This window comes from Elusimicrobiales bacterium, from assembly GCA_041651175.1.
Classification (GTDB): domain Bacteria; phylum Elusimicrobiota; class Elusimicrobia; order Elusimicrobiales; family Elusimicrobiaceae; genus JAQTYB01.
On sequence record JBAZJT010000008.1, the window covers coordinates 1 to 24,656 of the forward strand.

Consider the following 24,656-nt stretch of genomic DNA (forward strand, 5'->3'; position numbering starts at 1 on the left):
ACAGAACCGCTTTTGTTGCGTTTCTTCCTGACAAACATAACTATATTTTATCAACGGGACACCCAAATTCCAATACCCCTCCGACGAGGACGGGCTGATTTTAGAGAGGATTGGCGAAGTCAGGAATACACTTTCATAGAATCTTTCAACGGATTGAAATGGGATGAATTATTGTTGTCGGCATAAACTGTCGCTATATTCTCCTCAACAAACCTCACACCACGACACTTGAGCGAGAACAACATCGCCGTTTCAAATTCATAACGCTCGCCTCCAAGCCGAAGCAGACCGGGAATTTCGTCTGCCGGGATACCGCGCAAACCCGTCTGCGTGTCCGAGACTTTTACCCCGGCAAGCCCGAACAAAAACCGTGATATGATATTGCCCAGGAGACTCCGCAACGGCACATATCCCGAAAAAGCGCGCGTTCCCAGCACCAGGCAACCGGGGTTTTTACCCATCGCATTTGCGATGCGAAGAATATCCTCCGGCCTGTGCTGCCCGTCCGCATCCGCGGTTACAATGCCCGGCACGCCGCCGAAATTGGCAAGAAAATAATCAAACCCCGTTTTTAACGCGCGGCCTTTCCGCAATTGGCGGCACGAGTCAGCACATGGCATCCCGGAATTGCGCGCAATTTGTCAAAAACCCCGGTATATGCCGGCCCGCTTCCGTCGTCAACCACAATCACATCGTCAAAACCGGAATGAAGCAGCGTCCGCGCCAGAACAGGCAGCCCTGCCCCAGGTCTGTATACGGGAATCAGTACGGGTATATTCACTGCAGCCTCAGAGTCTGTTCAAAGTCTCCGTATTCTGCTGCAACCGGAGATTTCGCTACGAATGGAGACTTTAGGCAGGCTCTCATGACTTTCGTCCGCACAAAATTCCGCGCGCCTGAACTGCAAAAAACGGCAGAGTGAACAGAACCAGAGGCAATGCCGCCGTTGCAAAACGCGAACTGCCCAGCGGACCCGTAATAAAAGCCAGATAACCGACAAACAGAACAAAAACGAGACGGAGATTGGCATCAATCGATTTGTTGGCGATGAAGGAAATAACGGAAATGGTCTTTACGACATTGACCGCCAATATCAGGAATAAGGTCAGGATTATCAGCAGCGGCTGGCGCATGAGATGCTTGAAAATTCCCGCAAAACCTTCCTTGTGATAGTAATATTGGAAACCATTATTCTCAGGATTGCGAATATTGAAAAACCGGTAAATATCAAAACGACCGGGGTCCAGAAAAAAATTGACGGTTCCTTTTATATGGTACACGGCATAACGCAGCGGATGCTCCAGAACAATAGCTCTGCCGGAGACCAGCAGAAAACGCTGTCTTGCGGCGTAATCGGAGATTGCGGAAGCTTCCTTTTCTATTTCCGCTATCTTTGCATCGGCATATTCGGCCCCGCGCGTGCTTACCAGGAACAAATGCGTGTTATATTGCAACAAATTTTCAGCTGCAATGCTGGAATACTCAAAACATCCCGTTCTGTTGTAATTCCATGCGGACACGGTCAATATGCAGAAAAACGGAAACGCCGCCATGGGAGCGTAAAAAACCTTTCTGTGTTTCCATCCGAGATATAAGGCCAGTAAAGCGTTTGGCGCGGCAAACAAATAAAACACAGGCTTCACCAGCATTGCCAGCATGGTAAACAACGTATAAGCGGCCAGAGGGATGAAAGATGGTTTTCGCAATAATCTCCACAACGAGTAAAATGCCGCAAGTATCATGGTTTGAAACAACATTTCGCTCATTATCATGTTGGCATAAATGAATTGGGACGGCGTGAGCAAAATCGCAACCAAAACTGTATAAAGAGCCGGCGCGCCGAAAGCCCGCAGCATATTCGTCAACAGATAAACATTGAGCAATGACAGCAGCGATTGAGCCAGTATAACCGTAATATCGCCAGGATACACCGTTTGCAAAGCGGCTATAAACAATGGATATGCAGGCGGACGTCTGGTGTAAAGCTCCGGCGATAATGCGCTTGCGGTATCCCCGGCATAGAATATCCCTCGGCTGCGTATATTGGAAGCCTCCGCAAGATACTCGCTGGAATCCGGCGGCATATACATATTTCCATGAATGGCCTGGTAATAGAAAAATGCAATGTGAACCGCTCCCAGCACAAGCCAAAATAAGAGGCGCGCATATCGCTTGCGGAATTCTTCACAATTTCCGTCCGGCATTTTTGCTGTCATAATTCTATATCTAAACAAAGCCTTGAGCTATTTTACAAAAAAACATCTCACCGTATGGGTCAGGCTAATATCCCGTCAGTATTTTATGCAATAGCGCAACGCGATGTTTTTGGGACGGGTCTCGTTGGCTGTGCGCGGAGTTCCATTCCCATGCGAATCCGCAGATGCATCATCCGTATAAGTAGTATGATGCGGTCCGGCGGTATTTAATAAATTGCTCAACAATCCAGATCCCACCCCGCCAGCAGCTGACATTTCTTCCCATGTAATGGGGAATATGTGTCCCTGAAACGCATCATCCTGAAAACTTCCAAATGCGCGGGCGGTGTCGGTTGAGCCTGCCGCGTCGTAGCCGCGCGCGAAAACGCCCTGCATGTTGGGCGTCCTGAAATTCCCGCCCGAGCCGCCGAAGGTGTAGCCGGTTACCGCAAACAGCGCGGAATATGTCGTCGTGGATATATCCGCGCCGTCGGCGGCAAGATACCCCGCCGGGCATGTGCTGGACGCGAACATTATTACTGTTCCCACCGGATTCGGCGGCGACCATGACAGATTGCCGGAACCGTTATTTGTGAGGCAAGTGTATGTTATGCCCTGCGTTGCGGGGAATGAGTAATTCACCCCGTTTAACGTGGCGGTGGTTGCGATTACGCCGTAATTTGTCTTGATATTGCCGTTGTAAACATCCAGCTTTTGCGACGGGGTGTTCGTGCCTATTCCCAGGCTGACATTCACAATCGCCGTTGAGGCCGTGAGTCCGTAATCAACCGCTACGTTGCCGCCGGAGAATTTATACCCGCCGCCGAAGTAGAGCAGCATTGAATCGGGAACCGTGTTGTTCTTCGCGCCGATTGCGTTCTGCGAGTCCGACAGCACGAACGCGCCGGTTACCGCCGCCGTGGAAAAGCTGCCCGCCAGAAAGCTGTTGGCGCCGTTTGCGATGTTATAATGCCCGCCGGCGATGAAGCTTTGCTGCCCGGTGGCGGTATTATATTCCCCGCCGGCTATGGCGGCCTTGTCGCCTGAAACGGCATTGTGCGCGCCGCCGCTTATGACGCCGTAACTTGCGTTTGCCGTGTTAAGCGAGCCGCCGCCCACGACGGATAAATCGCGCGAGTAATTGCTGGCCCCGCCGGAAATTACGGCGTAATTGCCCGCCGCGCTGTTTTGCGAGCCGCCGCCGATGAAATTGTAAGTCCCTTCCGTGATGGAGTTGTAATACCCGCCGCCCGTGAAATGCCCCTCGCCCACGGCGGTGTTATAACTGCCGCCAACGACCGCGCTGCGCCCGTAAGACGGCAGCCCGACAGGGAATGTAACGACATTGGAATATCCGCCGCCGATGACCGAATACTCGGACGCGGCCTTGTTGTTTGAGCCGCCCGACAGAACGGCGAAATTTCCGCTTGCCACGCGGTCGCTGTCGTACCGGAAGGCTTGCAGGTCAACCGCATATCCGCCCCGCGCGTTGCCTCCGGTTGACTGCACGGCGGAACTGATATAAACAACCGCGCCGAAAGTTTGCGCCGCACCCCATGTGTGCGCTGTTGAATAATGCGCGGCGGCTATGGCCGGATTCGGATATGTGCCGCTCAAATCGCCACCGGCGGCGCCGCCGGAGGTATTGATTGAACCGACAGTGAGCGCGCCGGAAATATTTCCGTTTCCCTGAACATCCAAATTAAACTGCGGCGTTCCGGTGCTGATTCCGACACGTCCGGTATCTGTGACAGTAAATTTATATGCCCCCGAGTTTTTCACGCTCATCAGTCTGTTGTTGCCGCTGGAATGCGGGAAATCAACCAGTATCCCGGAATCCGCATTTCCGCCGCCGTCTGCCGAACCATACGCCTGAATGCGCACCATTGGGTTGTTTCTGTTGGTATCCCCGCCAATCAGAACGGACTGATTGGAATTTATTACAGTCGTGGAAAGGCTGACCAGACCTTGCACATTGACGTTGTTTGAAAACACCTGTGCGCCGGACCATGTATGCCCGGCGGATTGCGTTGCCGCCAGCGCGGGGTTGGGATAGGTGCCGCTCAAGTCCCCCGCCGCCGCCGCTCCGCCGGAGAGCAGCACGCCCGTAAGCCCGGAGCCGCCGCCGGAAAATTCTGTCGCCGTTACGGTGCCGGACACTTGCAAGGCGGTGGACGGAGAAAGTGTCCCGATGCCGACTTTCCCGTTCCCAAGCAGCGTCATCAGGGGCGCCATTGTCCCTGCGTTAGTGTAATCGTAAAATCTCATTCCGCCGATAGAACCGACGCCCCGGTTGGCTATTATATCCACTTCACCGCCGCCGCCGGAAAAATTCCAGCCAATCGCCGCCTTCCCGGTATTTGCTAGTGGCGCCAGAAGCGCGTCCGTATACAGATTCAAACCGCCCAGGGCCGGAAGTCCCGACACATTCAGGGAAAATCCGGCCACGGGTGCGGTGCCAATGCCGACATTGCCGGTGAAAGTCTGCGCCGCGCTCCACGTATGCGCGGCGGTTTGCGCCGCCGCCAGCGCGGGATTTGGATAGGTGCCGCTCAAATCTCCGGCGGCTGCGCCGCCTGCCGCGTTGATGGAACCAACCGTTACCGCGCCGGTGAAACGGCCGGTCCCCTGCACATCCAGCTTATACGCGGGCGAAGACGTGCCGATTCCGATATTGCTTCCGCTGACATAGGCGGGAGAGGCGGTTACGGTAGTCGCGCTTATGTAATAAGGAATCGCTCCGGTGGCGGAACCTGTGGTAAAAAGCGCGTCGTCCGCAAAAACAGACGGCGCGAAGACAATCATTATAAAAACGAGCGTTACGCGCTTCATATCATCCCCCTTTCATGGCAGCCTGTCCTGTTGTATATACTACGCTTATAATATACCTTTTCTAGTGTACTTTATAAAGCGGAAAACGGGCAAGCGGCGGCGCCGCTTTTGCTTGTCCAAAACAGGCGGCGAAGCCTTCGGGATTTCTTTCATATAATCGTGATATGTTTTTGCTGCTGATTGTCTCGCTTGCCGGGTGGCCGCTTCTGCTGGGGAAAACCGCCGGGCGGACGCCGGAGCGCATGATACTGCCCTCGCTGGCGCTTGTCATCGGCGCGCTGTGCTGCCTTGCGCTGGCGGGCTTTGTATCCGGCGGAATACGGGCGGTTTTCTGGGCGGGGCTGGCGGCTTTTGCGGCATGGGTTTTCATCTGCTCGCGGAAGCGCTGCTTTGGCGAAAGCATGACGCCCGGTTTTTTGATTTTTCTGGGCTGCGCGCTGCTGGCGCGGTGGAAATTCGCGGACGCGCATTATTCCAAGCTGGACGAATTCTCGCACTGGGGATTTGCCATAAAGGAATTGCTGGCGCATGACCGCCTGCCCCTTGCCGCGGACGCGCTTAAATTCAAGGATTATCCGCCGGGGGCAACGGTTTTCCACGGCTTTGCCGCAAAAATAGCCGGGTACAGCGAGGGAACCTCGTATTTCTCGCAAAGCCTGCTTATGCTGGGGCCGCTGGCGGGGTTTATAAACCGCAAAAACGCGGCGGTATCGTCGCTGATGTATTGCGCCGCGCTGGCGCTGCTGCTTGTTTTCGGTTATGAGACAAGAACTCTGAACTCGCTCTACGCGGATCAGGTGATAGCGGTTTGGTTCGGCATGGCCGCCGCGCTGTATTTCACATCAGAGAGGGAAACGGCGGACGCGCTGGCCGCGCTGGCGGCGCTGGCCGTCCTGCCACTGATAAAAGACGCCGGACTGCCGCTTGCGCTGGCGGCGGGCGCGGCGATAGCCATTGATGCCGCAAGAAAAAACAAACTCATTGCCGCGGCTCTAATCGCCGCGCCGCTGCTGGCGGCCTGGAGCTGGCTGCATTATCAGCACGCGCACGGGCTGCAAAAAGTTTTCCCCATGCCGGCGGCAAGCCCCGCCGGCCTCGCGTTCTGGGAAAACGGCGCGCTGGCGCTGGCATTTGCGAAAAAATACGCGCTGCAGCCGGTGGGGTTTGCAATCGGCGGGCCTTTTGTTTCGGCATTGCTGTGGCCGTTTCTGATTTTATGGGCGGGATGGCGCATTGTTCCGCACCGCAGGCAGGCCGTGTTCCTGGCGGGGTATGCGGTTTACTCCTTCGGGCTTCTGCTGGTGTACCAGCGCAGCTTTTCGCCGGAGGAGGGCAAATATCTGTTCTCCTTCGCCCGCTATATGTCCATATACCTGCTGGGCTGGGCGCTGGCGGTTCTGGGACATGCCGAAGGCGAAGCCGCGCCCGGAAAGCGATGGGCATATGCGCTTGCCTTCACGGCGGCCTGCGCCGCCATACTGACATGCGAAACACCCGCCCTTACGCCCCGCCGCGCCCGCGCGCGCGGGCTGGCGGGCCTGCTGGCCGCAACGGCGCCGCAATCGCGGGTATACGTGATTTGCCAGGGGCAGGGACAGGCGGCGTTTTACGAATACAGGTATGAATTGTCGCCCCATCCGAGCAATCTTTATAACTGGAGCCTGTCGCCGGATTCCGTTGCGCCGGAACGGTGGAAGGAAGCGCTGCGCGGCTACGATTACGCGCTTATAGCGTCGGCGGACGACAAATTCTGGAAGGATTATGCGGACGTCTTCAGCGGCGGGCCGGAGGCGGCAAAGCACGCGCTGTTCAGGGTATCCGGCGACGGGACATTGCGGTTCTGAAAAAGCAGGACAATATGCGCGCCGAATCCGCCAGCGGCCTGAAATGAGACGGCGCCCCGTAAACGGCGGCTATTTCCCGCTCAATAATTTCAACGCCTTTCCGCCGGGCCAGCAGCAGGACAGCCGTTTCAAATTCATAACGCTCTCCCGGCAGTTCCGGCAATTCCGGCAGCAGGGCGGCGGGAATTCCCCTCAGGCCGGTTTGCGTATCCGACAAGCAGGACCCCGCCATGCGGAACAGGAATCCAGCCAAAACATTGCCAATCCGGTTCGGCAAAGGCGCATTAGCGCCGAAAGCGCGCGCCCCCAGTATCAGGCAGCCGGGATTTTCCTCAAGCGCGCGGGCGATTCTGATTATATCCTCCGGCCTGTGCTGGCCGTCGGCATCGGCGGTTATGACACCGCCGATTCCGGGGAAATTGCGCATGAAATACTCCAAACCGGTTTTCAGCGCCCGCCCTTTCCCGCGGTTGCGGCCATGCGGCAGCACGTGGCAGCCCATGCCGCGCAATTCCGAGAAAATACCCTCATATTCCGGGCCGCTGCCGTCGTCCACGATAATAATGCGCTTGAAGCCGCCTTCGCGCAGCGTCCGCGCCAGAGCCGCAAGCCCGTCCGGCGGCCTGTATGCGGGGATGAGCGCATTCATGGGATGACTAACGCCGCCAGCACAAGCGCGCCCAGCGCGCATGCCCAAAGCCCGTATTCAAGCGACGGGCTGGAATAGCGCAGCACGAATTCCTTCTCCTGCCCGGGCAGGCAGACCAGCGTCTGGCCCGTCACGCGCATCAGCACTTTGGCGGGGCGTCCGCCGGACAAGGCGGAAAAGCCGGGGTCGTATATCGTATTGACCACCACGCAGCCGCCGCCCTCGTTCAGACGCGCAGTAACGGTATTGGCGGCAAATTCCAGCTCGCCGGCGGGGACGGAGGAATTTTCGCGGAACAGCATGGGGAACGCTCTTTTATCCTCAAATATAACGCGGCTGCCGTCCCGGGCGGCTTCTTTTATTCCGTTGCGCTCAAGAATGCCGGCGTAACGGCGCATTTGACCCGCGCAAACCACATACCAGCGCGCCCCCCAGACGCGCAGCCGCCGGATTTGCCTGTCCTCCAAGCGCGACAAAAAATCCTCGTCGCTGTGCAAACCCGTGAACTGCATAATGCGGAAAGGCGGCGTCAGCATCCTGTAGCCCGACACATGGAACAGGCCGAACAATGTGGCATAATCAAACCCCAGGGAAGCCGTTGTGTCATTGCCGCTCCGCTGCCAGCCCAGCGACACAATGCGACCCTGCGCCAGCATATTAGCGCGCGGCTCCACGGCGGGGATTGCGTCGGAGTGGCATTTGAACAGCGCCCTGGGCCCCAGGAAATAAAACAGCGCCATATTCAGCAGATGCAATGCCAGCAGCCAGCGTCTGCCGCCAATCATTTGAAAACCATAGGCCGCCAGCGCCAGGATGAAGAAATCCGCAAAGAAAAGCATCTTGAAATGCCAGCGGAATCTGTTCAGCGGGGGAATGTAATACTCATACCAGTTGAACACCCCGAACGCCCACAACAGCGAGAAAACCGCAAAAGCCAGCATCACAAACTGCCCGGTCCAAACGCGCTTGCAATCCCGGCGCCAGTTCCGCCAGGCCGCCGCGCCCGCCGCCGCTGCCAGCGCAAGGGGCACATAGCCCAAGTGCGCCAGCTTGTCCAGTTGGCTTAAATCGGCAAGGCCGGCGGGCATGGCATGATACGGCCACACCAGCCCCAGCAGCCATTTAAGCGGCGGGAAATTGTATTGCGAAAACCAGGTGTACTCCATCGGCTTGCTGCGGTCCGCGGAGGCGGCGATTACTTCCCGCATAATTGCGATTTGCGGCCCCGCAATCAGCAGCCCCGCCGCCGCCGCGACGGCTGCCAGCATAAGCGCGCGCCAGTTGCGATGCGCGGCGGCGGGAACGGCCCGCGCCAGCCAGCGCGGCAAATCGCCAAAACCGCGCGGCCCCGCCTCCTCCGAAATCACGCATACAGCCAGAAACAAAAACGCGACGGCAAAGCCGCTGACCCCGTACTGCGGGTGAGTCATAAGCAGCAGCATTCCAAGCGAGGCGGCGAAAACGGCGGCTCCGGCGCGGTCCGCTTTCGCGTATATCCGCAGCATTCCGTACATCATAAACGGAAAGCAGGCCGCCGCAGGCCCCAGTATCCACCAGGAAGCCTGCGTCAAAATCACAAACGGGCACAACGCCCATGCCGCCGCGCCGAATGCCGCCGCCCAAAAACCCAGTCCCAGCCCCCCGCAAAACAGAAAAAATCCAAGTCCGGAAACATAGACGCACAGCGAGGCCAGCACATCAACCGCGCCCCACCAGTGGCCGAGCAGTTTCTGGCTCAGCCATACCGACAGCATCGCCGGCGGATATGAGATGAACAAAGTGGGCGTTCCCAGAAACTGATGGAAATTGTAGCGGGCTATTTCGCCATGCACCGACAATGCGCGCCAGCCGTGGACGAAGGCGGGCAGGGTTATGTCGCGGTTGTCGTCCTGAAGGAAATAATACGGCGCGCGCAGCTCCAGCAGAAAAACAAAAACCGCCGCCGCCACGGCAAACAGGGCCGCGAAAACAAGAAACCGCCGCCGGTCAAAACCGGCGAAACCATCCCGGATATTCATGCTATAGCGGCGAGCCTGCCGCAGGGGGCGGCAGGCTCGCGGACGAAAGTACGGCGGTTACGGCCTGCCGGCCATTGTCAGCGCCATTATGGCCTTGACGGTGTGCAGCCGGTTTTCGGCCTGGTCAAAGACTATGCTCTGCGGGCCGTCTATGACGGCGTCCTCCACCTCCGCGCCGCGGTCCGCCGGAAGCGGGTGCATGTAGACGGCATTGGGCTTTCCCAGCTTCATGCGCCGCTCGGTGCAGACCCAGTCTTTATATTTGGCTATCAGCTTCATGCCAAGCTCTTTGCGCTCGGCCTCGGGAACCTTCTGGTCCTCCAGATACTGATGGCAGCCCCACGATTTCGGGTACAGCACCACCGCGTCTTTGAACGCGGCGTCCATGTCGTTTACTATCTCGAATTTGGAACCGCTTTCCTTCGCATAGCGCCGTGCCGCCTCAACCGTGCGCGGCATCAGGTTGAATTCCGGCGGATGGGCCAGCGTAACATCTATCCCGAAACGCGGCAGCAATGTGATAAGCCCCTGCGGCACCGACAAAGGCCGCGCATAGGCGGGCGCATAAGTCCAGCTTATCACGAATTTCATGCCGCGCAGATTCGCGCCGAATTTTTCGCGCACCGTCATCAGGTCGGCTATGCTCTGGCAGGGATGGTCCACGTCGCATTGCAGGTTCACCACTGGGATGGAGGAGTTTTTGGCCACCTCGCGTATATACTTGTTGCCTATGCCGTAGAAGCAGTTGCGTATGGCTATGCCGTGCCCGTAGCGGGAAAGCACCATGCCCGTGTCCCTGGGCGTCTCGCCGTGCGAAATCTGCATTTTGTCCGGGGTCAGGTCGTGGGCGTGGCCGCCAAGCTGGGTCATCCCGGCTTCGGTGGAATTGCGCGTGCGGGTGGACTGCTCGAAAAACATCATAAACAGCGTCTTGTCCTGCAAAATCCGGTGCGCCTCGCCAAGCGAGAAGCGGCGCTTCAAATCCGCCGACACGTCCAGAACGGTTTCCAGTTCCTCAACGGACCAGTCAACGGTCTCTATCCAGTCTTTCCCGCGAAGCATTGTTTTCATTTGGTTTTCTCCACAATAAGATACTGGGGCAGCGCGGCGTAGAAAACCGCCGCCTTTAGCAAATCTTCCAGCCTGACATGTTCATTGACGGTATGCGCGTAAACCTCATCCGAGGGGCCAAAGCCTATAGTGGGAATTTTCAGCCGGCCCGCGCTGGCCACGCCGTTGGTGGAAAAAACCCATTTGCCGGCCTGCTGCGGCCTGCCGTGCACAAGCTCCGCCGCTTTAAGCGCGGCATGCACCAGGCGATGCTTTTCGCCCAGCGTCCAGGTGGGAAAATACTTTTCCTGGCTGACCGCAAGCCCGGTCCACGCTTTGGCCTTGTATTCCAGCACCTCAACCGCCGCCCGGAACTTTCTTACTGACGGCAGCGCTTTAATCTGGCGCAGGGCAAGCGCGCTGGTCTCTCCGGCGGTAAGCCGCCTGTCCAGATAGACGGAGCATTCGTCCGGCACGGCGTTGAGCGACGGGGTTTTGCAGTCTATGCAGGTTACGGCCACAGTCCCCTTGCCCAGGAATTTGTCGCCTTTGAGCTTTTTGTCCAGCGCGGTTATTTCCGCGACGATGCCCGCCATTTTGACAACGGCATTGTCACCGCGCTCCGGCGCGCTGGCGTGGCAGGAGCGGCCTTTCACAACCACCCTGATTTCCATTCTGCCGCGGTGGCCGCGGTAAACCGAAAGATTGGTCGGCTCGGTAAGCACGACATAGTCTGGCTTTATCCTTTCCTTGTTCACGATGTGCAGGAGAGGCAGCCCGTCGCAATCCTCCTCCATGCAGGAGCCGCAGGCGATATAGGTGTAGCCGCCCTCCAGCCGCATCTCCCGCATCAGTTTTGCGCCGTAGATGACAGAAACCATGGCCAGCTTCTGGTCGGTGGCGCCGCGCCCGTAGATGACGCCGTCCCGGAACTCGCCCGCGAAAGGATCGCGCTTCCATGCCGTCCGGTCGCCCACGCCAACGGTGTCTATATGCGCGTCGTAGAGTATCTTTTTGGGCCCGTTGCCCATGAACCCCAGCACATTGCCCATGCGGTCCAGGCGGACCTGGTCAAAACCGGTTTTTTTCATCTCCGCCGCGATGCGCCGGGCGACTTTCTCCTCGCCGCCGGAGCAGCCGGGGATGGCGACAAGCTCGCGCGCGAACTCCAGCATCGCGGGCTCGTATTTTTTGACGGCGTCACGCATTATTTTTGAATCAAGCATAACCTTCCTCCAAAGAGATTAAAAAGCGGAAGCGGAAGCGAACACGCGGAAATCCATGTTGAAAAATATGTTGTCGCGCGTTTCCATGTCGCGCAGGGCGGCCTCGTCTATGTTGCGGGCGCAGACCATGGCGGCCAGCCGGTCAAAATTCCCGCAATGCTCCAGCACCCGGCCACCGCCGCAGCCGGAGGCGCCGCCCCCCTGCATCGCCCAGTCCGACGACTGGGCCAGCATCAGCTCCCGCGCCGCCTGGTTGAGGGCGCGTTTTTCAATATGGCCGACGTCCTGGAACTGGAAGCGGTTGGCAAGCTCCACCATCTTCTCGGCGGCGGCGTTGAGGCGGGGATAAATCCAGTCGTTATCCGGGGAAAGCCATTGCTCAAAATAGCCCCCGCCGGACAGCGACGCGGCGTCCGGCTCTATTTCGCCGGAGACAGCGGCCTGCGCGGCCTCCACGGCCTCGCCGGCGCAGACCATCTGAAGGGGCAGCCGCTCCTGCCGGATAAACCGTATGACATGTTCCAGGAACTCCAGTCCCTCAAACCACTTCCCGCCGAACAAATCCGCATCGCAGGCGCAGGTGATTACCGGCCTTATGCCGCTGGCCCGGTCCGCGGCCTCCGCCTGCTCCAGCCTGCGCCTCAGAAAGTATTCCGCATGGGCGCGCGCCACGCGGGACGCCGCCTGCGCGTCGTATGCCCCGAAGGACGCGCAATCCAGATAAACCCCGCCGCCGGAACCGGAAAAAGACAGACAGTCCTCCAGCGAGGCGGCGTCGCAGGCGAAAGCCAGCGCCCCGCCCGCCAGCCGTGCAGGCGCGTAAAGCCCGTATTTGGGCTTTGGCCGCGCGCACTCAAATGACCGCGCCGGAAGGAATACGTAGTTTATCCCCGCAAGCTGCATGTACTGGGAAAGACGCGGCTCGAACGCGCCGCCCGCCAGCCACAGCCCGCGCGTTTTGCGGGAAAACCGCTCCTGATAATCCGCCCCGGCCACCGACACCTGCGCGCGGGAGCATTCGGGATGTATGAACAGCGGCAGCACGGCATGAGTGGCGGTGGATGTTATAACTTCAATCTGGCCGTTCTGCTGAAGCTGCTTGAGCGGGGTTACAAGGTCGCCGCTGTAGCGGTCCAGCACGGCAAGCGCGCTTTCGTAGCGCAGATGCGCGAATGCAGCCGACTCGTCGCCCAGCCCGGCCTCTATGTAAGAGCGCAGCCTGCCGCCCAATTGCTCGTCCTCCAGCATCGCGCACAGAGAGGGCGACAGCGAAACCGTGAATGCCGGGCGTATATTGTCGCGCGAAAGACGCTCCGCCATATCCACAAGCGGGGCATAGGTGTTGGCGACGGCGGAGAAAAACCCCTCCTCGCCCGCGCAATCGCCGTTTTCGCCCTGGCGCGCGAACGGCTTGTGCGCGCAAATCACAAAAGACAGCAGGCCTTTTGCGCTCATTGCCCCTCCGCGCCGCGCGGCACGAAAACGGTGTTGGATTCCAGCCTGCAATGCGTTTCCCCGGAGGCGGAAAACACCGCCAGCTCCGCGCGGTAATAAAGCCCGCGCTGCGGGGGCTTGAAATAAAAGCGCAGCCCGTCCCAGCCGCGCCTGAACTGGCAGGCCTGCGCGCCGGAGACGGCGTCAAAAACGGTTATCAGAATTTCTTGAGAGAATGAGCCCTTGCGAAAGAAATCCGCCTTGGTCTTTGTCCACTCCCAGTATACAAGCACGGAATCGGGACCGGAGGTCAAAAGCGCAAGCCGGTCGCGGCGGGATTCAAGACTGCGGCGCCACATGCCGTCCGCGGAATTTTCCAGCGTATCAGAAGTGTTCTGCCCAGTGTCCATCGCGCGCTCCTGATTGATTGTTCCAAAAACATGATGATATGTCAATAAATTTGCGCGCGCGGCGTATAATATCGGATAATTCAGGAAACGGAGGTATGCCATGGAAGAGATCAAGTCCCCCCCCCAAGACAAAGCATGCGCCTGCGCGCCGCGCGCGCTGGCGCGCAGGAGAGCATTGCCGGTGCTGGCGCTGTTTTTCACCGTGTTCGCGTGGATAACCGCGCTTTACTCGGTTGGCGTGCTGGCTTTCAACTGGTCGCTGATAATCAAGTCCCCGTCGCCGGACAGAAACCTTCTCTACAGCGGCGTAATCGCGTCCGTGGTGCAGCTTCTGATGGGAACCGCGGTAACCTGCTTTTTCATCTGGGCCTCGCAAATAACGAAACTGCTGCTGGACATGGCCGCAAAAATTGACCCCGAGCGGTATGGCCAAAAATAGACCGGGCTGTCTGGCGGCGCTGGCGGTTGCGGTATTATGCGCGCCCGCCCGCGCCGACACGATACGACTCTCCGGCGGAGGGGTGATAAAAGGCTCCGTCATATACTCGGACGCCGGTTCCGTCAAAATCCTCTCGCCTTCCGGGGAGATAACGTTGGATAAGGCCTCCGTGCTTTCGGTAACGCCGGAGAGATACATAGTGCGGCTCAAAGACGGCTCGTCCGTCTCAGGCGAACTCAAGGACATAGACTCCGCGCGCATCACGCTTAAAACCGCCGCCGGGGAAATGGCATTCTCGCGCGATTTCATAACATCCATAACGCCGGAGGACGCGCCCCAGCCGCCGGAGCAGCCTGTTGCGGTTTCATCTGCTGCGGCGTCCGCCGCGGCTGCTGCCGCGCCCGCCGCCGCAACTGCGGCAACTGCGGCGCAACCTGCTGTCCCTGCGACGCTTCAACTTCCCCCGGCACAGGAAAGCCTCGCGGCGCAGCCAGCCGCGGCAAACGCGGATACTTCTTCCGCAAAGCAATTCAGCGGCGCAGCCGCGCAACCCGTTCCGCGGCAAACGCCGCTTCCCGAGGCAACGGAAACCGTTCAAGCTCTCCCGGCGGCGCAGCCTCAGATGCCGCCGGGCCGTGAAACCGGCTGGCATTCCGCAACGGAAAGCGCGCAGAAGGCTGCCGCAGCGAAAGGCAATCTGGAGGCGGGCATCGGCTACATGGCCTCGCCGGGCCTTATGAAAAACGGCCTCTGGGGCGAGCTGGCGTATATGCTTGGCTATGACGGCTATCTTATCTGGGACGGCGGGCTGGATTTCGGCGCGGCGCTGGCTTTTTCCAAGGCGGACTCCGATATTTCCGGCTTCACGCCCGGCTCGCTGACCGTTATCCCGCTGGAGGCGAGGGCCAGGCTGTTTTTCGGGCACAAAGCCGTCAGGCCGTTTATCCTGCTGGGCGCGGGATATTATATGTTTTCCAACAAATCCACGCCGCCGCCTGGGCAGAACGAAAGCGTCGGCAACTGCACGGGATTTATGGCGGGGCTTGGCGTGTCGGGAAAACTATTCGGCAGGCTGAATGTCTCGCTTTCGGCGGCGAAACGTTTCGCCGCACCGGAAGCGACAATAATAACCCCGTCAGGCGGCTCTCTGGCGGATCAATCCTCGCGGACGCTGGACTTTTCACCGGTAACCGGACTGCTCTCGCTTACGCTTGATTTCTAGTTATTGCATGCGCAGAAACGCATCACTCCGGCGTTTGACGCATCGGCAGTCGTTGCAGGAGTGGGACATCTATCGCTTTCATCAAAGTAGGGGGGCGCGTACATATATATGCAACCAAACCCTGCGGCGCAGGAACCCCAATCCGTCCCAGTACCAGGCTTCCCCAAAGCTACCGACACGTTGTGGCAGTTCGCAAGCGTTCCGCCTGACCCCGCGTACGACACTGTGGCAGCGTTGTAGCCGCTATGTGTGGAACAGACCGTAGTGCAGGATTGCCCGTCAGCCCCCAAATACCACCAGTAGCCGCCAACCTGCACGCCGCTTTGCACGCATGACGGGGAACTTTGGTTCAACGTGCCGTTATAGCAGCTTACGCTAACCGAACCTGTATGTCCGCCCGCCGTATTTGTGACGGATGTGCTGCCCCCGTGCGAGAGAGCGCCCGCAGTGCCGCTGCATCCGGGCGACCAGTTGACCGTTTGCGACGAACATCCGGCGCAATCGGATACCGTTATGTTCGCGCCGTGCTTTTGTATGAAACCGCTAGTGCCGGTCCATTCGCCCGCGCTGTAGACTGGAACGTAAAGCGCATGCCCCGTGTTGTTGGTTACTATTTTACAGGTCCCGAAAGTATCTACGAGCAGGTTGCCGCCGTTGGCTATGTTTATGTTCTCCTGCGCCGCAACCATTCCCCCCCACATCACCGGCGACATCGCCACAACACCGGCTTTTATTAAGGATGCGATGGCGTGCGTTTGCTTGCGTGTGCCCATTGTACATCCCCCCTGTCTACAGCGCTCACCTAACGGCATAATACTATCACATTTTTTACCATCCAAACAACGCGCTCAGGCAGGCAGCCGGCGATTAGCAAAACATCACTGTTTAAACCCGGATTGCGCCGTCCGGCGCAATCCGGGCCGGAGAATTTTATTTCGCGGATTCTGTTTTTGCCGTCGGTTTCGGCTGAGCGGCGGGTTTGGCCTCCGCCTTCGGGACGCGCACTATCTCCACCTTATTCATTATGGCGGGGCTGAAAGCCATGCCGTTCTGCCCCGGCATGTCGGCTATGGCGGAAACGATATTCAGGCCTTCCACCACCTCGCCGAATATGGCGTGCTTGCCGTTGAGATAGCTGGGATACTCTTCAAAATCGCCGCGCGGCACGTCGGTTATGAAGAACTGGCTGCCATTGGTGTTGGGACCGGCATTGGCCATGGCCAGAAGGCCGGGCTTGTCAAAGCCGAGTCCGGGGGCAAATTCGTCCTCAAACTTGTATCCGGGGCCGCCCTTGCAGCTGTTAAGCGGGTCGCCGCCCTGAATCATAAAGCCCGGAATGACGCGCATGAAGGCCAGCCCGTCAAAAAACCGGGTTTTCTGTTTTTTGCCGGTAACCGGATGCGTCCATTCCTTTGTCCCCTCCGCCAGCCCGACGAAATTGGCCACGGTTTTGGGGGCCTTGTCTTCAAAAAGCCGGCACACTATTTTGCCCTTGGTGGTGTTAAGCACCGCGTAAAGGCCGGGTTTAAGTCCGGCATTTTCCTGCGCTGCGGGCTTGGCGTCCGCCGCGGACACTCCCGATACCGCCGCGCATGCGATGGCCGCGGTTATGGCTGCTGTTTTCATGCTTGCTCCTTTGGTGATTTCAACGGTTTGAGGCCGCCGGGGACGGGGCGCGACTGCTGCGCCTCCCGCTCGGCGGCGCGCTCGCAGAAATACTCCTGCGCGCGGAATTTGCGTTTTCCCTCCGGCGGGGACAGCTTTTTGTAACCCCCGTCGGATTGCAGCGCCCAGCCGCTCTGGTTGTCCCTGAAATACTGCGACAGGATGTCGGAAATTTCCTTTTTCGCCTGCCTGTCCTCCACGGGGAAAAGCAGCTCCAGCCGCTTGTCCAGGTTCCGGGGCATCCAGTCCGCGCTGGAAAGCCACACCTCCTCGTCGCCGCGGTTGCGCAGGCACAGGATGCGACTGTGCTCCAGAAACATATCCACGACGCTGATTACCTCTATGTTTTCGCTAAAATCCTTCACGCCGGGGCGCAGGCAGCAGATGCCGCGCACGTTGAGGCGGATTTTCACCCCCGCGCGCGAGGCGGCGTAAAGCGCGTCTATAATATCCCTGTCCGCAAGCGAATTCATCTTCGCCGTTATCTGGCCCGGGCGCTCCGGTGTGGAAAGCGCGGCCTCGCGCTCTATGAGCTTTATTATTTTCCGGCGCAGGCCGTAGGGGGCGGCCTCTATCTTTTTCCATGCCGGCGGGTCGGAAACGCCGGTTACCATGTTGAAAAAAGCGGAGATGTCCGCCGCGATATCCTCGCGTGCGGTGAAAAGCCCGATGTCGCCGTAGAGTTTTGCCGTCCTGTCGTTATAATTGCCGGTGGCAAGATGGACGTAACGGCGTATCCCGTCGTCCTCGCGGCGGACCACGAGGCAGGCCTTGGCATGGGTTTTCAGCCCGGCCACGCCGTAGATTACATTCGCCCCGGCGGCCTCCAGCCGGCGCGCCCAGCCGATATTGTTCTCCTCGTCAAAGCGGGCCATAAGCTCCACCAGCACCGTAACCTGCTTTCCGGCGGAGGCCGCGCTTTCCAGAATGGCGGCCACCGGCGCGTCGGCCCCCACGCGGTAAAGCGTCTGTTTGATGGCCAGCACCCCGGGGTCCCGCGCCGCCTCCGAGAGGAAGACCTTGAAAGCGTCAAAACTCTCGTACGGGAGATGGACGGTTACATCCCGCTCCCGCAGCAGCTTCCAGACATCGCCGGCGGTTTCAATGCCGGAAACCCGGCGGGGCCGCCAGGATTTGCGCTTGAGGTTTTCAAAACCCGGCTGGAAAGCCAGCTGCGAAATGCCCTTTATGTCCGGCCATTGTCCGCAATCCACAATTTCAGCCGAAGACAAATCCAGCGCGCGGCCCAGGAAATCCCGTATGTCTTTGGGGGCCGAGACTTCAAGCCGCGCAATTTTCCCTTTCCGCCGCAGCCGCACCGCGCTTTCCATGGCCTTGAGGAAATCCTCCCCCGCATCCTCGCCGAAGGCAAGCTCGCTGGCGCGGGTCAGCCGCGCAAACCCGCGCGAGAGTATCTCCCTGCCGGCAAAAAGCTCCTGCGCGAAGCGGGCGACGATATCCTCCAGCAGAAGGTATTTCAAACCCTCCTGCGCCGGCAGCGCGGCCATGCGCGGCAGATTGGCGGGCACCTCCACCGCCGCGTACTTGCCGCCGGCAAAACCGGCTATGAAATACAGCCGCAGATTCGCCAGATGCGGCATTCTGCGGCGCAGCGCAAGCGGGGTCAGCACGGGCAGCAGTTCCCTTTCAAAATAGCCGCGCGCATGGGCAAGCCCGGCGGCGTCCAGCCCGGAAATGTCGGCCCGGCAAATTCCGGCGCGCTCCAGCGCGGGAATTATCCCGCCGGAAAACAGCGCGTATTGCTCCGCCACAAGCTCCCGCGCGCGCAGACGCACTGTTTTTGACTCCGGGTCCGCCGTATCCAGCCGGGGGACGCGGACCATGAAAAACTCGTCCATATTGGAGCTTGTGATGCCGCAGAATTTAAGCCGCTCCAGCGCGGGAAGGGTTTCGTCCGCCGCCTGCGCCAGCACGCGGCGGTTGAATTCCAGCAGGGACAGTTCCCTGTTGATATATTTGTCGCTCACGCGCGCTCCTGGCGCAGCACGGCGGGGTAGCCGTAGACATCCAGAAAAAAATCCGACTTGCCGGCAAGGCTCTGCTTTTCCAGCGCATAGTCGCCCGCGTCGCCGGAGAAGGCGATTACGCAGGCGTCGTCGCGTTTTTCTATCCTTATCTCCTTGAACTTCTGCTGATGGCTGTTGTCCAGCGCGTCGGCCACGCGCAGCATGGCGGCCAGCTTGGCCACCACGGTGCGGTCCGTCCGGGAAAGCGACATATACGCCGTGTGCGACGGTTTGGGCAGCGAGCGGCGGTGATAGCGCGCCACATTGGACACAATGTCCTTGTGCGATTTGCGCAGGCCGAAAATCTCCGCCGCGTCTATCAGATACATTGAATGCTTGTGATGGCTGGAAGGCGAAATATAGGTGCCGACGTCGTGGAGTATGCCGGCGGCCTCCAGCAGCAGCCGCTCCGCGGGGCCCAGGCCGTGCTCCTTCTGCAGCGCGTCAAAGAGCTTTAGCGCGTTGGCGGTTACATTCAGCGCGTGAGCCTCGTCGTAGCGGTATTTCCTGCCGACGCCCTTGCAGGAATTGATTACCTGACGCGACAGGTCGCGCCTGCGCCCGCAGGCCATTCCGGCAAGCTCCAGCATGACGCCGGCGCGTATGCTGGCGTCCGGCACGAGGACGGTTTCGGCTTTTGTCTCTGAGAGGAACGCCGAGTAGACCAGCATGGACGGATAGAGTATCTCCGCGTCGCGATAAGGCAAAGACAGCGAGCGCGCCCTCTCCTCCACGCTCATTTTTCCGATATTTTTAACAAAATCCAGATACGCCTTGCGCGCCACGGCATAATGCGAGGCCCCGCCTTTCCCGCCTATCTCGCGCGCGACGGCGCGCATGTCCCCGCCGGCGGCTATGAAAGTGTCCACGCCGGAAGGCGCGAACTCGCGCGAGAAATCCTCCATCATGGTGTGCAGGTGGCGTTTCATCGCGCGCGACAGCGCGGAGGAATCCGCCCTGATGGCAATGTCCGCGCTCTGCGGCAGCCGCACCGAGCCCAGCGGAAGAGAGCGCGAAAACTCCACCCTGCCTTTGACCAGCAAAGTAAGCTCCGTCGCGCCGGCGCCAACCTCCATCACAAGCGCGTTGACCGACTGAAAATCCACAGCGCCGGACAGCGCGTCCTCCACCGCCATCAGCAGCAGGCGGTTCTCCTCCATGCCCTCTATGATTTCCACGTCTATGCCGGCGCGGATGAACACCTTGTCTATGAAATTGTCGCGGTTGGCGGCCTCGCGCACCGCGCTGGTGGCCACCGCGTGCACCTGAATTTTCCCGTAACCGTTTATGACATCGCGGTAGGCGGAAAGGACGGACAGGCTTTCCCGCAAAGTCTCGTTTGAGATTTTCCCGGAAGAGAACACGTCCTGGCCCAGCGACACCGGCTTGGACAGATTCTCAAGCGGACGGAACCCCTCGCTGCCGCCTATCTCCGCCACGGCCAGCCGTATCGCGCTGGAACCGATGTCTATGACCGCCACTATTGAAGCAGGCATGGGCTATATCCGCTCCGCCGCCATGGCAGCCGCGCCCATTACGGCGGCATTGTCGCCCAGCTTTGCGCGGACCACTTTCACCTTGTCGCGCAGCGAGGGCAGGGAATGCTCGCGCATGGATTTTTCGGCCTCGGGCAGGATTATGTCGCCCATGGCCTCCATCATGCCGCCGCCCAGCACTATTATCTCCGGGTCCGTGATATGGAGAACGTTGGCCATGGCGATGCCTATCATCGCGGCCTTGAGCTTAACAAGCTCGCGCACGTCCCTGTCGCCGGACGCGGCGGCCTTTGCCAGCGCGCCGCTTTTTATGGCGCGCACGTCCGTGCCCGTCCTTGCCAGCAGCGACTTTGCCTGTCCGCGCGCCGCCATGACAGCCGCCTCCGCCGAAAGCGACAGCCGCCCCGCCGACGCTTCCAGGCAGCCCCTGTTGCCGCAGCCGCACAGCGGGCCCAGCGGGTCCACGAAAATATGGCCGAACTCTCCAGCCGCGCCACGCGCGCCGCGGTAAAGCTTCCCATCCAGTATAAGCGCGCCGCCTATGCCGGTTCCCAGGAAAAAGCCGGCGGCATGGCTGCAGCCAGCCGCCGCGCCGAAGCGGTATTCCCCGTAAAGCCCCATGTTGACGTCGTTTTCCACGATGCAGGGGACATTCAGCTCCCGCTCCAGCCGGCGGCCAAGCGGGTAATCGCTTAGAAACGGTATATTGGGCGCGAAAATTACGGAATTTTTGGCGATATTGATAAGTCCGGGACAGCCAACGCCTATGGCGGACACCGCCTCGCGCCGGACATGCCCCTCTTCCAGCACGCGGGCCACAAGGCCGGTGATTGTGTTGATAAGATAGCGCTCCCCCTCCTCCGCCATCGTTTTGGCCTTGGCCGAGGCCAGAAGATTATCCCTTGCATCCACCACACCGGCCAGGATTTTGGTGCCGCCTATGTCTATGCCGACCCTGTATGTTTTTTTTGCCGCCATAAATTCCCATCCTCCCCGAAAAGCCGCTCCGGCTACACTATACGAAAAAAACCGCCCCTTTCGGGGCGGTTTGCGTCAGAGGTCGGTCATGTAGGCTATCTCGTCATACGGCACGCGGTAGAGAGGCTGCTTCATGCGCTTCTGGTCAAAGACATGGCCGAATATGCCGATGGAGCGCGCCACCACAAACAGCGCGTTGAGCATTCCCAGCGCGATTATATCGTCAATCTCGCGCTTTGTGAAACAGCCGCAGGATTTGAGCAGGTCCACAAAGCAGACGCCTATGCAGCCGTCCACGTTGAGAATCAGATTGCCCTTTTTCCGGGTGGTCAGCTTTTCCACCTCAAGCGCGTAATCCAGAGTGGGGGTCTGCCGGAAATTGTCCTTCACGAATTTCTTGAGCAGCTCCACCCGCTTGTCGGGATTGGTGAGGCTTTTGACGCGGTGGCCTATGCCGGGAATCGGCGTATTTTTGGCCTTCATCCCGCGCACAAAGTCGGCGGGGGCAATCCCCTCCTCCTGAGCGCGCTTGAAGGCCTGCGCCGCGCCGTCTATCGCCCCGCCGAAACGCGGGCCTATGGTCAGCAGCCCCGAGGCCAGCGAGGAGATTATGTCCTTGCCGGCGCGGGAGGCTACTATGGCGTTGTGCGCGCCGGAAACCGCGGGACCGTGGTCCGCCGTCAGTATGATGGCGGTTTCCAGGAATTTCGCGCCGTAATCCGGCAGCTGCCGCCGGAACCACAAAAGCCCGATGACGCCGCCTATGCCCATGTTTTTTTCCAGAATTTCGCTTATGGGCACGCGGCAGTATTCAAGCTCGTCTTTCTTCTCGTCGGAGATGGTGTTCACGAACTCCGTCGGCTTGCGGATTTTGCCTTCCTTGACAGCCTGGGCGTAATCCATCGGAACCGCCGGGGCGGCTACGTCCGCCGCGGGCTTTAGCCCGCCGGATTTGACGAGGCTCTCATAGACGGATTTTATCGTCTCGCCGTAATCGTCAAAGGAGTTGGGCACTTTCGCGCCGGCCTCGCGCAGGGCCTTGTTTTTGGCCTCGGCGGTTTCCAGCGCCGAATCGGCCTTCGCGCCGGCGTGGCCGAACTGCACGCCCGACGGGAACATCCCCGCGCAGGTGCCGGTAACCCAGATGACCAGCGGCTTTCTGATTTTGCCGGATTTAAGCGCGTCAACGATTTTAAGCTCTTCCGTGCCGCCGATTTCGCCCAGGGCGGCAATCATTTTGACTTCGGGAATGCTTTCGTAGCGCAGTATATGCTCCAGCAACGTGGAGCCGGGATACGAATCGCCGCCTATGGCGACGCCCTCGTAAAGCCCGTCGGAGTTGCGGGCTATGATGTTATAGCACTCGTTAGAAAGCCCGCCGGATTTGGACACAAAACCCACGCTGCCCGGCCTGTGCAATTTGGATTCGACGATGTTGTCAATCGTGCCGGCGGTGTTGGCGATTTTGAAGCAGCCGGCCTTTATTCCGCCCACGGTGGCCGGGCCGATGATTGTCTTGCCCAGTTTTGCCGCCAGCGCTGCAAGCTGGCGGGAGCGGCGCTCCGGCACGCCCTCGGCTATGACGGCCACGGTCCTGATTGTGGCGCATTCCAGCGCCTCCGCCGTGGTGGCGTAGGCGCTGCGGAAGGAAGCGAAATTGACCACCACATCCGCCTTCGGAAACCTGTCCGCGGCAGTCTTTATATCCGGCACTTTCGGAATCAGAATCTCGTTTTTGCCGAAAAACGCCTTGTGCCAGCCTTCGCGCCCGGGGTCCACAATCACAGACACCGACGGGGTTTTCCGGCGGCAGACGAAATCAAAATCCAGCATGCGCTGGATGGCGTTTGTCTGGCAGCCGTAGATTATGGCGGTGGTGTCTTTTGAAAAAATCTCCGCGCTCATTTGCCGCCTCCGTTAAGAGCCATGGAAACTATCTTTGTCATATGCGTCTCCGGGCCATAGACGGCTACGGGCAGCCCCAGCGTCTCGCCCAGTTTTCTCATCCGGGCAAGCCCCTCTTTATAATTGGGACCGCCGCGCCGGACGAATATTCTGACGCTGGTTTTAGCCAGCTTGTCCTTGTTTTCGGTCAGCGCGCGTATGATGCCGCCGAAGGTCTTGGCGACATCGGTGAAATTGGCTATGCCGCCGCCTATAAGCAGCACCTTGCCGCGCGGGTCGCTTTCGCGGGTCATCAGGTCCAGCACGGTTTTCGCGTACTGGTAGGTAAGCTCCTCGGACGGATCGCCGGAGTATTCGCCGTAATTGGCAAGCTCCTTTGAATAGCCCAGGTCGCAGACAGTGTCGGCGTAAATAACCGAGGCGCCCCCGCCGGCCACCATCGTCCACACCCGGCCTTTGGGATTTAGAACCGTCAGCTTGAGGGAAGCGCCGCTCTGCTCGTCCAATTGTTTTACGAAAGCCTCTTCTTTGGTGAGCTTTGCGCCGAAAGCCGGAGGAAACTCTATATCGCCCCAGATATGGCGGGTCTCAAACAGCGCGGTGTCGTCTAATTTGGCGACCAAATCCAGCGGAATAATGCCGCCGTCGGCGGAGAAGGTGAACGGGTTGATTTCCAGATACGAAAACCCGCCCTCTGCGTAGAGGCCGTGCAGCGCGCGCAGGAATTTGACCACCTCGCCGCGCCGCTTTATCTCCGGCAAAGCGAATTCCGCGTTCTGCGCGCTTTCCAGCACGGGGATGCGGGTTTCCACCACCTTGTCCCAGTTCTCCTCCACATAAATGCCGCCTTTGGGCGAAAAGTAGACCACGTCGCAGCCGCGCTCGGAGCGGATGGCGGCGTAATACTCCTCGTCCTGATTGTGCGGGGTGAACGGCTCCAGCATAAAGCGGTTAAGCTCGCCCGTGGTTTTGCCGACGGTTACGGTTTTGCCCATGCGCTCCCGTATCCAGCTCCAGGCGGTTTTCCAGTCCGCGTCCAGAAGCACCAGGCCGTGCTTGCCGCGCTTGCCGAACAACTGGTCCGGCTTGGCCACAAGCTTTTCGGTTTTCAGCCAGGGATGGGAGGAGAGCAGTTCCGCCTCCTCCGTTTCCGGCGTAACCAGCGCCAGCATCCGCGCGCGGGATTCAAGCTGCGGGAATTCCTTCGCCAGCCAGCTGAAAAGCGCGCGCTTGCCCTCGTATTCCCGTATTCCTTTCTGCGCCATA

19 protein-coding genes are annotated in these 24,656 nt (G+C 59.3%); 3 read left to right on the top strand and 16 right to left on the bottom strand.

Annotated features, from left to right (window positions below):
- Positions 1-119 precede the first annotated feature (119 nt).
- The 3 genes from WC421_05805 to WC421_05815 form a co-directional block, all read right to left on the bottom strand.
- Complete coding sequence (locus WC421_05805) at positions 120-620, bottom strand: hypothetical protein (GenBank protein ID MFA5161741.1); 501 nt, start codon at positions 618-620, stop codon at positions 120-122.
- A 243-nt stretch (positions 621-863) separates the two neighbouring features.
- Positions 864-1,955, bottom strand: a complete 1,092-nt coding sequence (locus tag WC421_05810) for a hypothetical protein (protein ID MFA5161742.1) — start codon at positions 1,953-1,955, stop codon at positions 864-866.
- Positions 1,956-2,291: 336 nt separating this feature from the next.
- Positions 2,292-5,027, bottom strand: coding sequence for a tail fiber protein (locus WC421_05815; GenBank protein MFA5161743.1), 2,736 nt, complete (start codon positions 5,025-5,027; stop codon positions 2,292-2,294).
- Positions 5,028-5,191: 164 nt separating this feature from the next.
- Here WC421_05815 and WC421_05820 point away from each other — a divergent pair, with 164 nt between their 5' ends.
- Positions 5,192-6,871, top strand: a complete 1,680-nt coding sequence (locus tag WC421_05820) for a hypothetical protein (protein ID MFA5161744.1) — start codon at positions 5,192-5,194, stop codon at positions 6,869-6,871.
- Here WC421_05820 and WC421_05825 read toward each other — a convergent pair.
- The 6 genes from WC421_05825 to WC421_05850 are packed head-to-tail and all read right to left on the bottom strand — an operon-like array spanning position 6,837 to position 13,658.
- A complete protein-coding gene (locus WC421_05825) occupies positions 6,837-7,520 on the bottom strand; it encodes a glycosyltransferase family 2 protein (protein ID MFA5161745.1) in 684 nt (227 codons plus the stop codon). The genes WC421_05820 and WC421_05825 overlap by 35 nt on opposite strands.
- Positions 7,517-9,538: a hypothetical protein gene (locus WC421_05830; protein MFA5161746.1), complete on the bottom strand. Its 2,022-nt coding sequence runs from the start codon at positions 9,536-9,538 to the stop codon at positions 7,517-7,519. Before WC421_05830 ends, WC421_05825 begins: the two co-directional genes overlap by 4 nt.
- 57 nt (positions 9,539-9,595) lie before the next feature.
- A complete protein-coding gene (locus tag WC421_05835; protein ID MFA5161747.1) occupies positions 9,596-10,609 on the bottom strand; it encodes an ornithine carbamoyltransferase in 1,014 nt (337 codons plus the stop codon).
- A complete protein-coding gene (locus WC421_05840) occupies positions 10,606-11,814 on the bottom strand; it encodes a YgeY family selenium metabolism-linked hydrolase (protein ID MFA5161748.1) in 1,209 nt (402 codons plus the stop codon). The genes WC421_05835 and WC421_05840 overlap by 4 nt, the downstream gene beginning before the upstream one ends.
- Positions 11,815-11,832: 18 nt before the next feature.
- Positions 11,833-13,269: a 1,4-alpha-glucan branching protein domain-containing protein gene (locus WC421_05845; GenBank protein MFA5161749.1), complete on the bottom strand. Its 1,437-nt coding sequence runs from the start codon at positions 13,267-13,269 to the stop codon at positions 11,833-11,835.
- A complete protein-coding gene (locus WC421_05850) occupies positions 13,266-13,658 on the bottom strand; it encodes a DUF4912 domain-containing protein (protein MFA5161750.1) in 393 nt (130 codons plus the stop codon). Before WC421_05850 ends, WC421_05845 begins: the two co-directional genes overlap by 4 nt.
- A gap of 100 nt (positions 13,659-13,758) precedes the next feature.
- On the opposite strand from WC421_05850, the gene WC421_05855 reads away from it, so the two are divergent.
- Together WC421_05855 and WC421_05860 are read left to right on the top strand one after the other, a co-directional pair.
- On the top strand, positions 13,759-14,097 hold the full coding sequence (locus tag WC421_05855) for a hypothetical protein (protein MFA5161751.1): 339 nt from the start codon (positions 13,759-13,761) through the stop codon (positions 14,095-14,097).
- On the top strand, positions 14,084-15,319 hold the full coding sequence (locus WC421_05860; GenBank protein ID MFA5161752.1) for a hypothetical protein: 1,236 nt from the start codon (positions 14,084-14,086) through the stop codon (positions 15,317-15,319). Before WC421_05855 ends, WC421_05860 begins: the two co-directional genes overlap by 14 nt.
- On the opposite strand, the gene WC421_05865 is transcribed toward WC421_05860, so the two are convergent.
- From WC421_05865 to WC421_05895, 7 genes are all read right to left on the bottom strand, one after another.
- The gene (locus tag WC421_05865; GenBank protein MFA5161753.1) at positions 15,316-16,092 is read right to left on the bottom strand and encodes a hypothetical protein; all 777 of its coding nucleotides are present in this window, start codon (positions 16,090-16,092) and stop codon (positions 15,316-15,318) included. The two genes, WC421_05860 and WC421_05865, sit on opposite strands and share 4 nt — an antisense overlap.
- Positions 16,093-16,249: 157 nt before the next feature.
- Positions 16,250-16,945, bottom strand: a complete 696-nt coding sequence (locus WC421_05870; GenBank protein MFA5161754.1) for a peptidylprolyl isomerase — start codon at positions 16,943-16,945, stop codon at positions 16,250-16,252.
- Complete coding sequence (ppk1, locus tag WC421_05875; protein MFA5161755.1) at positions 16,942-18,972, bottom strand: polyphosphate kinase 1; 2,031 nt, start codon at positions 18,970-18,972, stop codon at positions 16,942-16,944. Before ppk1 ends, WC421_05870 begins: the two co-directional genes overlap by 4 nt.
- The gene (locus WC421_05880) at positions 18,969-20,507 is read right to left on the bottom strand and encodes a Ppx/GppA phosphatase family protein (protein MFA5161756.1); all 1,539 of its coding nucleotides are present in this window, start codon (positions 20,505-20,507) and stop codon (positions 18,969-18,971) included. Before WC421_05880 ends, ppk1 begins: the two co-directional genes overlap by 4 nt.
- A 3-nt stretch (positions 20,508-20,510) precedes the next feature.
- Positions 20,511-21,485, bottom strand: coding sequence for an ROK family protein (locus WC421_05885; protein MFA5161757.1), 975 nt, complete (start codon positions 21,483-21,485; stop codon positions 20,511-20,513).
- 75 nt (positions 21,486-21,560) lie between these two features.
- Complete coding sequence (locus WC421_05890) at positions 21,561-23,390, bottom strand: citrate/2-methylcitrate synthase (GenBank protein ID MFA5161758.1); 1,830 nt, start codon at positions 23,388-23,390, stop codon at positions 21,561-21,563.
- Positions 23,387-24,655, bottom strand: coding sequence for an ATP citrate lyase citrate-binding domain-containing protein (locus WC421_05895; protein ID MFA5161759.1), 1,269 nt, complete (start codon positions 24,653-24,655; stop codon positions 23,387-23,389). The genes WC421_05890 and WC421_05895 overlap by 4 nt, the downstream gene beginning before the upstream one ends.
- Position 24,656: the final 1 nt, after the last annotated feature.

Coding starts and splice junctions, on each gene's coding strand:
- WC421_05805 (MFA5161741.1), bottom strand. CDS start 620: ATGCCATGTGCTGACTCGTGCCGCCAATTGCGGAAAGGCCGCGCGTTA.
- WC421_05815 (MFA5161743.1), bottom strand. CDS start 5,027: ATGAAGCGCGTAACGCTCGTTTTTATAATGATTGTCTTCGCGCCGTCT.
- WC421_05820 (MFA5161744.1), top strand. CDS start 5,192: ATGTTTTTGCTGCTGATTGTCTCGCTTGCCGGGTGGCCGCTTCTGCTG.
- WC421_05825 (MFA5161745.1), bottom strand. CDS start 7,520: ATGAATGCGCTCATCCCCGCATACAGGCCGCCGGACGGGCTTGCGGCT.
- WC421_05830 (MFA5161746.1), bottom strand. CDS start 9,538: ATGAATATCCGGGATGGTTTCGCCGGTTTTGACCGGCGGCGGTTTCTT.
- WC421_05835 (MFA5161747.1), bottom strand. CDS start 10,609: ATGAAAACAATGCTTCGCGGGAAAGACTGGATAGAGACCGTTGACTGG.
- WC421_05840 (MFA5161748.1), bottom strand. CDS start 11,814: ATGCTTGATTCAAAAATAATGCGTGACGCCGTCAAAAAATACGAGCCC.
- WC421_05845 (MFA5161749.1), bottom strand. CDS start 13,269: ATGAGCGCAAAAGGCCTGCTGTCTTTTGTGATTTGCGCGCACAAGCCG.
- WC421_05850 (MFA5161750.1), bottom strand. CDS start 13,658: ATGGACACTGGGCAGAACACTTCTGATACGCTGGAAAATTCCGCGGAC.
- WC421_05855 (MFA5161751.1), top strand. CDS start 13,759: ATGGAAGAGATCAAGTCCCCCCCCCAAGACAAAGCATGCGCCTGCGCG.
- WC421_05860 (MFA5161752.1), top strand. CDS start 14,084: ATGGCCAAAAATAGACCGGGCTGTCTGGCGGCGCTGGCGGTTGCGGTA.
- WC421_05865 (MFA5161753.1), bottom strand. CDS start 16,092: ATGGGCACACGCAAGCAAACGCACGCCATCGCATCCTTAATAAAAGCC.
- WC421_05870 (MFA5161754.1), bottom strand. CDS start 16,945: ATGAAAACAGCAGCCATAACCGCGGCCATCGCATGCGCGGCGGTATCG.
- WC421_05880 (MFA5161756.1), bottom strand. CDS start 20,507: ATGCCTGCTTCAATAGTGGCGGTCATAGACATCGGTTCCAGCGCGATA.
- WC421_05885 (MFA5161757.1), bottom strand. CDS start 21,485: ATGGCGGCAAAAAAAACATACAGGGTCGGCATAGACATAGGCGGCACC.
- WC421_05890 (MFA5161758.1), bottom strand. CDS start 23,390: ATGAGCGCGGAGATTTTTTCAAAAGACACCACCGCCATAATCTACGGC.
- WC421_05895 (MFA5161759.1), bottom strand. CDS start 24,655: ATGGCGCAGAAAGGAATACGGGAATACGAGGGCAAGCGCGCGCTTTTC.